Consider the following 15,209-nt stretch of genomic DNA (forward strand, 5'->3'; position numbering starts at 1 on the left):
CTTTAGGAACTGCCTGAAAATCCCTTCATTTTCATTCATTTGGCCGCAGACTCGATGAGCGCCAAGCTTGAGGTCTATTCGACGGGGCAGGTTTTATCCCTGTCGTACTTTTTGCTTTTTTCTACGAGGCGTACGTGTGATGACTCTTAAACCGCTGCTGCTGATTCCGACCCTGAGCCTGGTGTTGTTGCTGTCGGCCTGTGCCGGGCCTATGCCCAAGCAAGACCCGAGCGAAGCCTGGATCGGCCTTAAAGAAGAGGGCAACAGTGACCTGATGGCCGAGCGCGTAGACGGCAAGAACATCAATGATGGTCGCTACTTTGAAGTCACCCCCGGCGCCCACCGCCTGGACGTGACCTTGTTTGAAGGCGCCACGGGGGATGAAAACCAGGTGGATTGTCAGGGCAAGGTCAATTACACCGGATTCAAGGCTGGTGAACATTACGAGTTGATCGAGTCGAGCCTGGGGCCTGAAGTCAGCGCGAGCCTGGTCGATGGCCATGGCAAGGAAGTAGCGCATACGGCGGATTTCAACTGTATGCCGGGGTAAGGCCTGTGCCTGCTACTAGGATGAGTGCATCAGGTAAATGATTTTACGATCTTGCCCAATGTTTCCATGGCCTTTTCGCAGGCGGGGTCCCACGGGCTGCCGTAGTTCAGGCGGATGCAGTTCCTGAAGCGCTGGGTGGCCGAAAATATTGGCCCCGGCGCGATGCTGATGCCTTGGGCCAGAGCCATCTGGAACAGCTTGAGCGAGTCCATCTGCTCGGGCAGTTCCAACCACAGGAAATACCCGCCCGAGGGCTGGCTGACGCGGGTTTGGGCCGGGAAGTAGCGGGCAATCGCCGCCAGCATCGCGCTCTGTTGTTCTTCCAGGGCATAACGCAATTTACGCAGGTGGCGATCGTAGCCGCCATGCTGCAAGTAATCGGCAATGGCAGCCTGGGCAGGCATCGAGGCGCACAGTGAGGTCATCAGTTTCAGACGTTCAATTTTCTGCGCGTAACGCCCTGCAGCCACCCAGCCAATGCGATAGCCCGGAGCCAGGCTCTTGGCGAACGAGCCGCAATGCATCACCAGGCCTTCGGTATCAAAGGCCTTGGCCGGTTTCGGTGCGTGCTGGCCGTAATACAACTCGGCGTACACATCGTCCTCAATCAGCGGCACCTGATGGCCGCGCAACAATTCGACCAGCGCCTGTTTCTTGGCCTCGGGCATGGTCGCGCCGATCGGGTTCTGAAAGCTGGTCATGCACCACACGGCCTTGATCGGATGGCGCTCGAGGGTTTGCTCCAGCACCCCGAGGTCGATGCCGTCACGGGGGTGTACCGGAATTTCCACGGCCTTGAGCTTGAGCCGCTCCAGCACTTGCAGGCAGGCGTAAAACGCCGGGGCTTCAATGGCCACCAGATCACCGGGTTCGGTGACGGCTTGCAGGCACAGGTTCAGGGCCTCCAGCGCGCCATTGGTGATCAGCAGTTCTTCCATGGGCAGCATCAGCCCGCCGACCATATAACGCAGGGCGATTTGCCGACGCAGTTGCGGGTTGCCGGGTGACATGTCGGTGACCACCATGCGCGGGTCCATCTCGCGGCTGGCGGTGGCCATCGAACGGGCAAGCCGTTGCAGCGGAAACAGCATCGGGCTGGGAAAAGCCGAGCCGAACGGCACGGTGTGCGGGTCTTTGATCGAGTCCAGTACCGAGAACACCAGAGCGCTGACATCCACCTGGGTGGACTCGGTGACGTGGCTGCTGAACACCGGCTCGCAAAACGGGCTCGGCGTATTGGCGTTGACGAAGTAGCCCGAACGCGGCTTGGCCCGAATCAGGCCGCGGCGCTCCAGCAGGTAATAGGCTTGAAACACTGTAGAGGGGCTGACGCCATAGGTCTGACTGGCATAGCGCACCGAAGGCACGCGCTGACCGGGGCCGAGCACCCCGGTGCGGATCAGTTCGGCAATATCGTCGGCGAATTTTTCGTAGCGTTTCATTGGGTAAGGCTCGGTCCGAAGGGGCTTGCGGCACTGCTTGCTGTGATTGTGGGAGCGGGCTTGCTCGCGATACAGGCGCTGCGGTGTTTCTGATAAGCCGCAGTGATCCTATCGCGAGCAAGCCCGCTCCCACCCAGTAAATGTGCAGTCTAACGATTCAAGGGGGCAACAAAACGGCTTTTCGCCACACTGCGTACATTCGGCTCATCGGTGTCGGTGACCACAAACTCGATGGTTTGTGAGCTGCTTTTCGGCCTGTCGGCCAGCAGGGCAACAGATACCGGCACATCGACAATTTCGCCGGGGGCCAGGGTCAGCTCGGTTTTACCCTGCAACTGGAAGTCCTCGCTGTCTTGCAACGATACCCGATAGTGCTGCGGCTCCTGGGTCTTGTTGATGATTTTAAGGCTATAGATGTTTTCGATCTGGCCCTGGCTGTTTTCGCGGAACAGACCGCGGTCCTTGATCACATCCAGTGACACCATAGTGCGCTGGTTCAGGGCCACCACCAGCGCTCCGATCATGACTACCAGCACCACGGCGTAGCCAATCAGGCGTGGGCGCAACAAGTGAGTCTTGCCGCCCTGCAACTCGTGTTCCGAGGTGTAGCGCACCAGGCCTGGCGCATAACCCATTTTTTCCATCACCGAGTCGCAGGCATCGATGCAGGCAGCGCAACCGATACATTCCATCTGCAAGCCATCGCGGATATCGATCCCGGTCGGACACACCTGCACGCACATATAGCAGTCGATGCAATCGCCCAGTTCTGCCTGTTTGGGTTCCACCCCGCGTTTGCGCGGGCCCCGGTTTTCGCCACGGGCCACGTCATAGGAAATAGCCAGGGTGTCTTTATCGAACATCACGCTCTGGAATCGTGCATACGGGCACATATGCATGCACACCGCTTCACGTAGCCAGCCGGCGCTGATGTAGGTGGCGCCGGTGAAAAACATGACCCAGAACAGGCTGATACCGGCTATTTCGAGGGTCAGCAGCTCAGTGGCCAACGGCCTGACCGGCGTGAAGTAACCCACGAAGGTCAGCGCAGTCAGCACGCTGATGGCGATCCACAGCGTGTGCTTGGCGCTGCGACGCAGGATTTTGTTTAGGCGCCAGGGGGCGGCTTGCAGTTTTATGCGTTGGTTTCTGTCACCTTCGGTGATCTTTTCGCACCACATAAACAGCCAGGTCCAGGAGCTTTGCGGGCAGGTGTAGCCACACCACACCCGTCCTGCAAACACCGTGATCGCAAACAGGCCAAAGGCGGCAATGATCAGCAATGCCGACAACAGGATGAAGTCCTGCGGCCAGAACGTCGCACCAAAGATATGAAATTTGCTTTCAGACAAATCCCACAGGACCGCCTGACGGCCATCCCACGTCAGCCAGACCGTGCCGAAGAACAGTAAAAACAACAGGCCTGTACCCACTATTCGCAAGGTGCGGAACAGGCCAGTGAAGCTGCGGGTATGGATCACGTTGTCGCTGGACTTGTTTTTGATTTTTGCGGCTCTTGGTCGAGAAGCCTCAAATGATTCAAGTATCTGGACGGGAATTTGTTCGCTCATGGTCTTTCGCTCATCAGCCTCCATCAGGCATGCGCACTATGCCCAGCGAACTGTTTGCATAACAGACTCAGTTATTTGAATTAAAACCGGATCAGATGGTTTCAAAGGGCTGCCTGCGACAATAGGCTGCACCCCTGGCAACGCCACGGCTTTATTGGGCTTTTACGCCTGTAACCCAGGTGTGTCGGATTGAGGCTGATTAAGGTCAAGTAAATTAGCGAATCACTGAAGTGAACCTTCACAAGGGCAATCTGTGCATGTGTTTTGCATTGATACCTGCAGCGGCCCCCATCAACCCTTTTCAGCCTGTACCTGCGGGTGTGCGCGTGACCTCAAAGCAACACATTGCACTGTTATTGTGCGAAAACAGTGCAGTGTGCAGGGTTCTGCCCCAAGCTTTTTTTGTCGGTCATTGGGGAGTCATCAAACGATACAGATTGTCTGACAACAGCTAGTCTTTGCTCTGTCTGTGGGTTGCAGGACACGGCTCAAGTCGATGGCTAAAACGCGTGCTGGGTCATGCGTAACCTTTACCGGATGGAGAGCAGCATGGATTCGAGCAAGCAAACGGGTAAAGGGAAGGACTCATCGTTACCCGACATCTCGGATATCGAGGCGCTGACGCGGGCAGAGCATCCCGATCCGTTTTCGGTATTGGGACCTCATGGGGATGGCGAGGACGGGCAGTATATCCGGGCTTTTTTACCGGGTGCGGTCAGTGTCAACGTGGTCGCCCGTGATGGCGGTGAAGTCCTTGGCCGCCTTGATGATTCGCAGGTGCCCGGCCTTTATGTGGGGCATTTTCCCCAGGCGCGGGGGTATCTGCTGCAGGTTGACTGGGGCAATGCTGTGCAGACCAGCGAAGATCCCTACAGTTTTGGCCCGTTGCTGGGTGAAATGGATCTGTACCTGTTTGCCGAAGGTAATCATCGCGACCTGAGCAGCTGCTTTGGCGCGCAATTGATCGAGGTCGATGGCGTGCCCGGTGTGCGCTTTGCGGTATGGGCGCCGAATGCGCGGCGGGTATCGGTAGTCGGTGATTTCAATGGCTGGGACGGGCGCCGCCATCCGATGCGCTTGCGCCATCCGAGCGGGGTATGGGAACTGTTTGTGCCACGCTTGCAGGCAGGTGAAGCGTACAAGTATGAGATTCTTGGCGCCCAAGGGATATTGCCGCTCAAGGCCGATCCTGTGGCGCTGGCCACGCAGTTGCCACCTGATACCGCGTCAAAAGTGGCTTCGCCCCTGAGCATCGACTGGCAGGACGGCGACTGGATGCAAGCGCGTGCGCAGCTTCAGCGCCATGATGCGCCGCTGTCCATCTACGAGCTGCATGTGGGCTCCTGGCAGTGTGAAGTTGATGATGTTGGCGAAATAGCACGCCAGTACACCTGGCCTGAGCTGGCAGAACGCTTGATTCCGTATGTGCAGCAACTGGGCTTCACGCATATCGAGCTGATGCCGATCATGGAGCACCCGTTTGGGGGTTCCTGGGGCTATCAACCCTTGTCGCAATTTGCCCCAACGGCGCGTTTTGGCTCGCCCGATGATTTTGCCGCGTTCGTCAATGCCTGCCATGTTGCCGGTATCGGCGTGATTCTGGATTGGGTGCCAGCGCATTTCCCCAACGATACCCACGGGCTGGCGCAATTTGATGGCACGGCGTTGTATGAATATGCGAACCCGCTTGAAGGGTTTCATCAGGACTGGAACACGCTGATTTACAATCTGGGGCGCACCGAAGTGCATGGCTTTATGCTGGCCTCGGCCTTGCACTGGCTCAAACACTTCCATATCGACGGGCTGCGAGTCGATGCGGTGGCATCCATGTTGTACCGCGACTACTCGCGTAAATCCGGCGAATGGGTGCCCAATCGTTTTGGGGGGCGGGAAAACCTCGAAGCCATCGAGTTTCTGCGCCATCTCAATGACGTGGTTGCCCATGAAGTCCCCGGCGCGCTGGTGATTGCCGAAGAATCCACGGCCTGGCCGGGTGTCAGTCAAGGTACCGATCAGGGCGGCCTGGGTTTTTCGTATAAATGGAACATGGGCTGGATGCACGATTCGCTGCACTACATCCAGCAAGACCCGGTATACCGTGCGCACCACCACAACGAGCTGAGCTTTGGCCTGGTGTACGCCTGGACCGAGCGTTTTATCCTGCCGATTTCCCATGATGAAGTGGTGCACGGCAAGCACTCGCTGATCGACAAGATGCCCGGCGATCGTTGGCAGAAATTCGCCAACTTGCGCGCTTACCTGAGCTTTATGTGGGCGCATCCGGGCAAGAAACTGCTGTTTATGGGCTGTGAGTTCGGCCAATGGCGCGAGTGGAACCACGATCAGCAACTGGACTGGTATCTGCTGCAATACCCCGAGCATCGGGGCGTACAGAAACTGGTTGGCGATTTGAACCGTTTGTATCGCGAGCAACCTGCGCTGCATGAGCAGGATGACGTGGCACAAGGGTTCCAGTGGTTGATTGGTGATGACGCGGCCAACAGTGTTTACGCCTGGTTGCGCTGGAGCAAGGACGGTTCGCCATTACTGGTGGTGGCCAACTTTACCCCGGTGCCGCGTGCGGGTTATCGCATCGGGGTGCCGCTGGCCGGCACCTGGCAGGAGGTGATCAATAGTGATTCGGCCGTCTATGCCGGTTCCGATTATGGCAATGGCGGCGGGGTGGTGACCGAGGAACTGCCCAGTCACGGGCAGGGTTCGTCTCTGGCCTTGAACCTGCCGCCGTTGGGGGTGTTGATATTGCGGCCGGTGGCGGGGTAAAGGTCGCCTCAATATTACAAATGCACCTCAACCGCCAGCGGCAAATGATCGGATAAATGCGTCCAGGGCTTGTTGCCGAGGATTTCGGGATTGTGGCTGCTGGCGTTGCGCAAGTAGATGCGGTCCAGACGCAGCAGCGGCCAGCGCGCCGGGTAGGTTTTGGCCAACTGCCCGTGATGCCGCTCAAACACTTCATGCAGATCGTCGCGTTGGCGCAGGGCGGCATTGCCTTGCTGTTTCCAGTCGTTGAAGTCGCCTGCAATGATCACCGGCTCATTGGGCGGCAGGGATTTGAGCAACTGATTAAGCAGTACGATTTGTAGCTGTCGGTGGCTTTCCAACAGGCTCAAATGCACGCAAATGGCATGCACATTGTCGTGGCCGGGAACGTCCAGCTCGCAATGCAGCAGGCCGCGCCGCTCGGGGCCGGTGATGGAAATATCCAGATTGCGCGAGGCCTTGATCGGGTACTTGGACAGCAAGGCATTACCGTGATGGCCATTGGTATACACGGCGTTACGGCCGTAGGCGAAGTCGCTCCACATGCTGTCGGCGAGGAATTCGTATTGCGAGGTTTCTGGCCAGTCCTCGTAGCGGGATGCGTGTTTCTCGTGTTCGCCAAGCACTTCCTGCAGAAACACCAGATCAGCACCGGTGCTGCGCACGGCCTCGCGCAGTTCGGGGAGGATGAAGCGTCGATTGAATACAGTGAATCCCTTGTGCGTATTGACCGTCAGCACCTTGATTTGATGGACAGCAGGTGCTGTTGCCGTGGTAGCAGATGAAAGCGTGTTGCCGACAACATCATCAGTGGGCATGGTCACTCCTCTGTCAGGGGCAGTTTCAAAGCGGCAAGTTCAGGGTTTGCAGCTTGCCGCTTTTTATGGGGGCGTACTTGATGCTTATCAATATAGTCACGACACCTCAGGTCGTTGCAGTTCAAACAACACCAGTGAGCGCCCGGTGACGCTGTAGGCCTTGTTGAACGGCAGGTGCTGTGGCCCTTTGATTGACGGGTCTGTGGTGTCGAGCTTGCATGACCAACTGATGCCCTGGGGGACTTTGGGCAGGTTGAAGTTGATTGTGTCGTGGCTCGCGTTGACCACGATCAGCAAGGTGGCGTCGGCTCCGGCCCGTTGTACCCCGGAGACCTGCGCTCGACCGTCCAGCAGCATGCCCAGGCAGCGGGCTTGGCTGTCTTGCCACTGCTCGGTGGTCATCTCCTCGCCATCCGCTGCCAGCCAGGTCACGTCACTGACTCCAGGCGTCTCGCTGGAGTGGCCAATCAGAAACAGGCCGCGACGCAAGATGGGGTACTGCATGCGCAGCTTGATCAGGCGTTTGACAAACGCCAGCAGGGATTTGCCGGGCTTGTCCAGTTCCCAGTTGACCCAGCCGATTTCGCTGTCCTGGCAGTAGGCATTATTGTTGCCGTGCTGGGTGCGGGCGAATTCGTCGCCCGCGACCAGCATCGGCGTGCCCTGAGCCAGGAGCAGGGTGGCCATGAAGTTGCGCATCTGGCGCTGGCGCAACGCATTGATCTCGGGATCGTCAGTGGGCCCTTCGATCCCGTGGTTCCACGAAATATTGTTATTACTGCCGTCCTGGTTGTTTTCGTCGTTGGCTTCGTTGTGCTTGTCGTTGTATGACACCAGGTCGTGCAAGGTGAAACCGTCATGGGCGGTAACAAAGTTGACCGAAGCATAGGGTCTGCGGCCACGGTGGTTGAACAGGTCGGCCGAGCCGGTCATGCGCCCGGCAAAGTCGGCCAGTTGGCCTTCGTCACCCTTCCAGAAAGCGCGTACGGTATCGCGAAAACGGTCGTTCCATTCCGCCCAGCCGGGCGGGAAACCGCCGACCTGATAGCCCCCGGGGCCGCAGTCCCAGGGTTCGGCGATCATTTTCACCCGACGCAACAGTGGGTCCTGACGGCAAGCCACCAAAAAGCTGTGACGCTGGCTAAAGCCGTCGTGGTAGCGCCCCAGAATGGTCGCCAGGTCAAAGCGGAAGCCATCGACGTGCATTTCGCGCGCCCAGTAGCGCAGTGAATCGGTGACCATCTGCAAGACGCACGGGTGGCTCAGGTCGAGCGTGTTGCCGGTGCCGGAATCATTGATGTAAAAGCGCTTGTCTTCAGGCATCAGCCGATAGTACGAGGCGTTATCGATGCCGCGCATGGACAGGGTAGGGCCCAGCTCGTTGCCTTCGGCCGTGTGGTTGTAGACCACATCCAGAATCACCTCCAGCCCGGCCTTGTGCAGGCGCGCGACCATTTCCTTGAACTCGGCTATCTTGCCGCTGGCCAGGTAGCGCGGGTCCGGGGCGAAAAAACCGATGCTGTTGTAGCCCCAGTAGTTGGTCATGCCTTTTTGCAGCAGATGCTGGTCGTTGACGAATGCGTGCACCGGCAGCAGCTCGATACTGGTCACGCCGAGGCTGGTCATGTGTTCGACCACCTCATCGACCATCAGGCCGGCAAAGGTGCCGCGCACCTCATCCGGTACGGCGGGGTGGCGCATACTGATGCCGCGCACATGGGTTTCATAAAAAATCGTACGGTCCCACGGCACGGCCAGCCGATGATCCTGCCCCCAGGTGTGCGCCGGGTCTATCACCTTGCACTTGGGCACAAATGGCGCGCTGTCGCGCTCATCAAAGCTCAGGTCTGCATCCGGATGGCCGACGGTGTAGCCAAACAGGGCTTCGGACCATTTAAGTTCCCCAACCAACTGTTTGGCATAGGGGTCGATCAGCAATTTATGGTGGTTAAAACGATGACCGTTGGCAGGGTCGTAGGGGCCATACACGCGGTAGCCGTAAATCTGTCCGGGGTGTGCGTTTGGCAGATAGCCGTGAAAGATCTCGTCGGTGTACTCGGGTAATTCGATCCGTTCCAGTTCAACCTCACCGGCTGCGTCGAACAGGCACAATACGACTTTGCTGGCATTGGCGGAAAACAGGGCGAAGTTGACGCCTAATCCGTCCCACGTAGCGCCCAAGGGGAAGGGTCGGCCTTCGCGGATGCGCAAAGGGTCGCCAGTAAAAGGTGCTGACGTACGTTTACTCATGACCTGCTCCTGCACAACCGCAATTGAAGACGTAAATGGCCTGTGGGAGCGAGCTTGCTCGCGATTGCAACAACCCGGTCAACCTGCTCAACCAAGGTGTTTGAATCGCGAGCACGCCCGCTCCCACAGGTGGGGCTTTGTGCTCAAGATGAAGCAGGTTTGCGCGGTGCCCGGGGCTTTTTCTCTGCGACAGGTTTAGCCGGTGACTTGGCTTTGGTAGCCCGTGGTGCTGTTTTGGATGGAGCCAGTGCCTGTGCCTGCGCCAGTTTGTGAGCCATTTCCCAGTGACGCTCCTGCTGGCCATCGGGCCGACCCTCGGATTCCCAGATCTGGTAGGCAAACTCACGAATATGTTTATCGTCGTTACTCATGGCAAAGCTCCTTGGGTGGTAGGGCAATTATCGATCTCGTTCATGGGCTTGCTGGCGGGCACAGGCCAGCAATTCGAAGCGTCGCGTGGCGTCGATCGCGTCCAGCAACGTGTTGCAGTCGCCCGGCAAGCGTCGGCACCAGTTGGGGTGGCCGCTGACGGTGCCTGGCAAGTTGGCTTGCTCCTCAAGGCCAAGGGCGTCCTCGATCGGTAGCAGCACCAATGGTGCACGGGTGTGCCCCAGAAAACGGATACTGGCGTCCAGTGTCGGGGCGTTGCCCTGGGTTTCTTCCTGAAAGTTTTGCGGGTCCTGGCGCAAGGCCCGGTCCAGACCTTCGCACTCGTGTTGGCGATTTTCCCGCCAGCGGTGCGCAGCCACAGGGTCGATCAACCCCAGGCGTTCATTCCAGTCGATATCGCGTCCGCACAGCCAGCCATTGAGAGTGGGTAGATCGTGGGTGCTGGTGGTGGCCAGTGCATAGTCCGGCCAGTCCAGAATGGGTTTGAAGCGGGCGCCGTAGTCTTGCTCGAACAGCAGCACGCGAATCCCGAGGATCGCCCGCTCGCTGAGTTTTTCGCGCAGCCCGTCGGGCACCGTGCCGAGGTCTTCGCCTAGCACGATGGCTTGATGGCGTACAGATTCGAGGGTGACCAGGCGCAGCAGGTCATCGACCGGGTAATACAAATACGCCCCTTCGCTGGACGGTGCCCCCAGGGGGATTACCCATAAGCGTTGCAAACCCAGTACATGGTCAATGCGCAGCCCGCCAGCGTGGGCAAAGTTAGCGCGTAACATTTCGATAAACGCACGGAAGCCATTACGTTTCAGGCCTTCAGGTGAAAACGCGGAAATCCCCCAGCCCTGGCCTGCGCGGTTGAGTTGATCGGGTGGGGCGCCTACGGTCAGTTGCGCCAGCATTTCGTCCTGTCTGCACCATGCCTGGCTACCTGCGCCATCAGCGCCCACGGCCAGATCGGCGATCAGGCCGATAGCCATGCCGCTGGATCGTGCCGTGGTTTGTGCATGAGCCAGGCAGCGGGCGATCAGCCACTGACAAAAGGCGTAATACGCAATGACCTGCTGGTGCTCTTCGGCAAAGTGCAGCAATGCTGGGCTGTCGGGGTTGCGCCATTGCTCTGGCCAGTCGCGCCAATCGAGGCTGTGATGCTCGGCCACGCAGCGCTCTTGCAAGGCTTCGAAGCGGCAGTGGTTTTCCAGTGCCTCGCCTCCCAGTTCGCGAAAGCGCTCGAAGTCGTCCATGCGCGGATGTTCGCCCCGGGAAAAGTCATTGTAGAGCTGGCGCAGCAGTGTCTGTTTGGCCCGGGTCACGGCTGGCCAGTCAATCAGGGGCAATTGTTCCAGGCGCTGTAGTTCTTCTTTCAGACCCGTAGCGTCGATGGCCCTGTTTAGCGCCTCTTCACCCAGAATGCTGGCGGGTGCGGCATACAGGCTGTTGAGGAACAGACGGCTGGACGGTGAATACGGACTGTAATGCTTGGGTGCGCTGCTGAACATGGCGTGCAGGGGGCTGATTGCCAAGGCATCCGCGCCGCGCTCACCGGCCGCCCGCAGCAGGGTTTCCAGTGCCTGGGTATCGCCAAAGCCACCATCGCCTTGGCGATGCAGCGAATACAGCTGAGCACTTAGGCCCCAGGCACGGGGTGCTGCCTGATGCAGGGCATCGGCAATGCTGAAACATTTGGCCGGGGCTACGGCGAGGGTGAAATGCTGATCGTCCAGTTGCACCCGGTGGTAACCAATGGGAATCATGCCCGGCAGTACCGCGTCGGCATCCAGCTGGATCGCCAGGGAGTCACCGTTTTCCAACTGCACGACGCACTGGCTGTGGGGGTGGAAATAACGAGACAAATCCAGCGCCTTGCCCACATCTGCGGTCAGTAATGGCGGCAGCCGTTTGTTCTGTTGTTCCAGCTGCAAATTCAGCAGGCTGGTTTCGATAGCTTCGGCGCTGTCGGCAGGTAAGCCCAAGCCCGCCAGAATGGCTTCCAGTGCGCTTGGTTGAACCCTTTGTGGCTGACCGTTGGCATCGATCCAGTCAACGGCCAGCCCGGCTCGGCCAGCGAGTACTTCAAGTTGCGCTTCACTCATTGGCGGTTCCCTTGGTGGCGATAGATGATCGGACGTCAGGCAGATCCGCAGGTGGTATTGCTCAAGGTGACACGCTGCGAAGCAGTGACTTGGCAACCAGTTGTTCATAAAGCTCGGCGTAGGGTTCCACCGCCTTGCACCAGTTGAAGGGTGCTGCCATCGCGCGGCAACGCATGGCGTTAAACAGCGCGGGGTAGCTGAAGACCTTGAATGCTCGCTTCAGAGCCTGCTCGTAACTGGCTACGGTGGATTCATCGAACAAAAACCCGGTAACGCCATTTTCGATGGTATCGGCCAGACCACCGGTGTTGCGTGCTACAGGCAGTGAACCGAAGCGTTGTGCGTACATTTGGCTCAGGCCGCAGGGTTCATAGCGCGATGGCATCAACAGGAAATCGCTGCCCGCGAACATGCGCCGAGCGTCGGTTTCATTGAAGCCGATACGTACCCCGATCTGACCGGGGAAACGCAGGGCCAGTTCACGCATGGCCTGTTCCTCCTCCGGCTCGCCGCGACCGATGATGCAGATCTGTCCGCCCGATGCCACGATAAAAGCGGCCACGGCTTCGGTCAGGTCCAGGCCTTTTTGGTACACCAGCCGCGAAACCACGGCGAACAGCGGCCCTTTGGAGGGTTTGAGTTCAAACAGGCTGCGTACATGGGCGGTGTTCAGGGCTTTGGCGTCCCAGTCGCCGATGCCGAACGGGGCAATCAGATGGGGGTCGGTTGTGGCTTCCCAGCTTTCATCAATGCCATTAGGGATACCGCTCAGCAGCCCTTGCTGGGTTTTGCTGGCTAAAAAGCCATCCAGGCCGCAACCGAAGGCCGGAGTGGTGATCTCTGCGGCATAGGTGGCACTGACCGTGGTGATGTGGCTGGCATAGGCCATGCCGGCCTTGAGGAACGACAACTTGCCATAGAACTCCATGCCGTCCTGTTGCAGGGCATGGTGCGGAATACCCAGCTCCGGGCAGCAGGCCCGGCTGAATACGCCCTGGTAGGCCAGGTTGTGAATGGTGAATAGCGTTGGCGTGCGCTGACCGCGCCAATGCATATAAGCCGGGGCCAGCCCGGCAGGCCAGTCGTGGGCGTGGACCAGGTCTGGCTGCCAATGAATCTGCGCCAGGTTGGCCGCAATATCGGCCGCGGCCAGGCCCAGGCGGGCGAAGCGAATATGGTTGTCGGGCCAGTCACGGCCGTTATTGGCGCCATATGGGGTGCCTTCGCGTTCATACAGCTCGGGGCAAATCAGTACATAGATGACCAGGCCGTCCTTCAAGTCCATGCGCCCGATCTTGCAGGCGGGCAGGGCGGCATGCCCACCGAGTTCGCCGATGATATGGATCGGGTTGTCGCTGTTGAGTACTTGTGGGTAGCCGGGAATCAACACCCGCACATCATGTAAATGACGCATGGCCCGTGGCAGCGCGGCAGACACATCGCCCAGGCCGCCGGTTTTCACCAGATCGGCCAGTTCGGAGGTGACAAACAGCACTTTCTTTTTATTGGGATTAGCGCTCGGCAGTACCTGCACGGGCTTCCCGGCAGGGGCCAGGCCTGACAATGAAATCAGCTCATTAATAACTTGCGGGTGCAGACGTTCTTCTTGATTTGGCGCAGCAGCACTGATCATGAATCTCTCCCGTTGTATTTATTGATCCCTAACGGCCACCCGGCCGGTACGTCCTCACTTGCTGATCCGCCACATCCCGCCTGCGTAAAAGCCCAGAAGGTAAATAAGGCACTGCAAGGAATGCACCAAAAGCGACGACCCTGTTTGAAATTGACCTATCACGGGCGCTAAAGATTCACTTATATAAATACGACGTTAAAACGCCGTAGACACGACAGCGTTAAGTGTAGGAGAGATAGGTCAAGGTGCTAGGTGGGAGTCGGAACTTTTGTAGGACAAGGGCATATTTGTTGTAATAAATTTTCTACCACATGATGTGTGTCACTGTTATGTCAATACGTCGCGCAGCTCTGGACTTTTTGGTAGCCGCTGACGAGGAACGAAGGCTGCGAGCTCTTGATCTTGCGAACGGGACAAAAAAGCTAGCAGCCCTCGTTCCTCGTCAGCGGCTACAGTGCACTCAATGCTCCAGAGGATTTCAATAACAGGGCGAGCGCACCATTGCAGTGCGCTCGGTACTGAAATCTCAGTTGCCGGGGTACTCGGCAATCACCTGGTCTTTACCGTCGTTGCGCAGGCCGATCACCTGGTACGCGTCCTTGCGATCACCCATTTCCATTCCGGGTGAGCCCATGGGCATGCCCGGTACGGCAATCCCTTTGAGGTCATTGCGCTTGGTCAGGGCAACCACTTGTTCGGCGGGTACATGGCCTTCAACGAATTTGCCGTCGATCACTCCGGTATGGCACGAAGCCAGTCTCGGCTGGACGCCGAGGCGCTGTTTCACGCTGCTCATATCGGCTTCCACATGGTCATTGACCTTGAAGCCATTGGTTTCAAGGTGAGAAATCCAGGCTTTGCAGCAGCCACAGTTGGCATCACGATGCACATCAATGGTCAGTTGTTCGGCGGCTTGAGCCATTGAGGCCAACAGCAGGGCCGAGAGAGCGGCAAGGCGCAATGGAGTTTTCATCGAGTTCCTCTTTACGAAAAAAGTGTCAGCTTGAGCGATAGGGACTGTCAGGCAACTGATGGCAAGATGACAATTGTGTCAGGTTCAGCGTGCTCCGCTTATTGGCCCAGCCGCAAGCTGGCGCGAATACCTTTCACCTCTGGCTCGTTGGCCTTGTAACCGTCTGCGGGGCCCGCGTAGGAAAGCGCGTAAGCGCTGTTGCCCTGAGTGGCGGCTACCAGTGTCTGAGTGATGACGTGGTTACCGTTCTGAGTGATCTTGCAGGTGGTTTCCAGCGCATCCAGGCCGCCCAGCGTGCTGCTGCGGATTTTGCTGCATGCACTCTGGTATCCGCCTTTGGCGAAGTTCTGTTGCAGGGTTTTGCGCATCTGCAACAAAACCGCCTCCATATTGACCTTGTGTTCAGGTGCCAGGGTCGACTGGGTCAGCTCCATGACCATCTGCGGATCGCCATTGGCGTCGTTCTTCACTGCTCGCTGGCGCACGCTGGTGTCGTCAGTCGCAGGCGGTACGGCTTGCACTTCCCAGTCTGCGGGCCAGGTAATCATCAGCCCTTCGGCGTTGGCCACGGGCAGCGCAGCGAGCAGGCATAAGCCGATAAAAACAGGTAAACGGCGAGCAAAGTGCATGGATATCGGGCCTTTTGGGCAAGTTTTGACAGTAATAGTGTATCAACAGGTGTCGAGGTATTGCTTTGCAGCGTGACATCAT

The 15,209-nt window shown here is 58.2% G+C and carries 11 protein-coding genes; 2 read left to right on the forward strand and 9 right to left on the reverse strand.

Features of this window, described 5'->3' with window-relative positions; all coding sequences use genetic code 11:
• Window positions 1-139: 139 nt before the first annotated feature.
• Entirely contained in the window at window positions 140-550 is a 411-nt protein-coding gene (locus N7D90_RS09110; protein ID WP_261741848.1) for a hypothetical protein, read from the forward strand.
• 29 nt (window positions 551-579) lie between these two features.
• Here N7D90_RS09110 and mapR read toward each other — a convergent pair whose 3' ends face one another.
• Window positions 580-1,992 carry a GntR family transcriptional regulator MpaR gene (gene mapR / locus N7D90_RS09115; RefSeq protein WP_261741849.1) on the reverse strand — a complete coding sequence of 471 codons (1,413 nt, stop codon included), beginning with the start codon at window positions 1,990-1,992 and terminating at the stop codon, window positions 580-582.
• A 149-nt stretch (window positions 1,993-2,141) separates the two neighbouring features.
• Window positions 2,142-3,563 (reverse strand): cytochrome c oxidase accessory protein CcoG, encoded by a 1,422-nt coding sequence (gene ccoG / locus N7D90_RS09120; RefSeq protein ID WP_261741850.1) that lies wholly within the window; start codon window positions 3,561-3,563, stop codon window positions 2,142-2,144.
• A 549-nt stretch (window positions 3,564-4,112) separates the two neighbouring features.
• Between ccoG and glgB the strand changes: the two genes are divergently transcribed.
• Window positions 4,113-6,344: a 1,4-alpha-glucan branching protein GlgB gene (gene glgB, locus N7D90_RS09125; protein ID WP_261741851.1), complete on the forward strand. Its 2,232-nt coding sequence runs from the start codon at window positions 4,113-4,115 to the stop codon at window positions 6,342-6,344.
• 14 nt (window positions 6,345-6,358) lie between these two features.
• Here glgB and N7D90_RS09130 read toward each other — a convergent pair whose 3' ends face one another.
• The 7 genes from N7D90_RS09130 to N7D90_RS09160 all read right to left on the reverse strand — a co-directional run bounded on the left by N7D90_RS09130 (window position 6,359) and on the right by N7D90_RS09160 (window position 15,127).
• Window positions 6,359-7,162 carry an endonuclease/exonuclease/phosphatase family protein gene (locus tag N7D90_RS09130; protein WP_261741852.1) on the reverse strand — a complete coding sequence of 268 codons (804 nt, stop codon included), beginning with the start codon at window positions 7,160-7,162 and terminating at the stop codon, window positions 6,359-6,361.
• Window positions 7,163-7,258: 96 nt separating this feature from the next.
• Complete coding sequence (glgX, locus tag N7D90_RS09135) at window positions 7,259-9,412, reverse strand: glycogen debranching protein GlgX (protein WP_261741853.1); 2,154 nt, start codon at window positions 9,410-9,412, stop codon at window positions 7,259-7,261.
• 143 nt (window positions 9,413-9,555) lie between these two features.
• Window positions 9,556-9,783, reverse strand: a complete 228-nt coding sequence (locus N7D90_RS09140) for a DUF2934 domain-containing protein (RefSeq protein ID WP_261741854.1) — start codon at window positions 9,781-9,783, stop codon at window positions 9,556-9,558.
• 27 nt (window positions 9,784-9,810) lie between these two features.
• Window positions 9,811-11,892 carry a 4-alpha-glucanotransferase gene (gene malQ / locus N7D90_RS09145; RefSeq protein ID WP_261741855.1) on the reverse strand — a complete coding sequence of 694 codons (2,082 nt, stop codon included), beginning with the start codon at window positions 11,890-11,892 and terminating at the stop codon, window positions 9,811-9,813.
• A 61-nt stretch (window positions 11,893-11,953) separates the two neighbouring features.
• Window positions 11,954-13,525 carry a glycogen synthase GlgA gene (glgA, locus tag N7D90_RS09150; protein ID WP_261741856.1) on the reverse strand — a complete coding sequence of 524 codons (1,572 nt, stop codon included), beginning with the start codon at window positions 13,523-13,525 and terminating at the stop codon, window positions 11,954-11,956.
• 526 nt (window positions 13,526-14,051) lie between these two features.
• Window positions 14,052-14,498 (reverse strand): DUF411 domain-containing protein, encoded by a 447-nt coding sequence (locus N7D90_RS09155; protein WP_261741857.1) that lies wholly within the window; start codon window positions 14,496-14,498, stop codon window positions 14,052-14,054.
• A gap of 98 nt (window positions 14,499-14,596) precedes the next feature.
• A complete protein-coding gene (locus N7D90_RS09160; protein ID WP_261741858.1) occupies window positions 14,597-15,127 on the reverse strand; it encodes a DUF4946 domain-containing protein in 531 nt (176 codons plus the stop codon).
• Between the last annotated feature and the right edge of the window lie 82 nt (window positions 15,128-15,209).

Origin of the sequence: Pseudomonas fragi (assembly GCF_025426255.1) — a bacterium.
Classification (GTDB): Bacteria; Pseudomonadota; Gammaproteobacteria; order Pseudomonadales; family Pseudomonadaceae; genus Aquipseudomonas; species Aquipseudomonas kulmbachensis.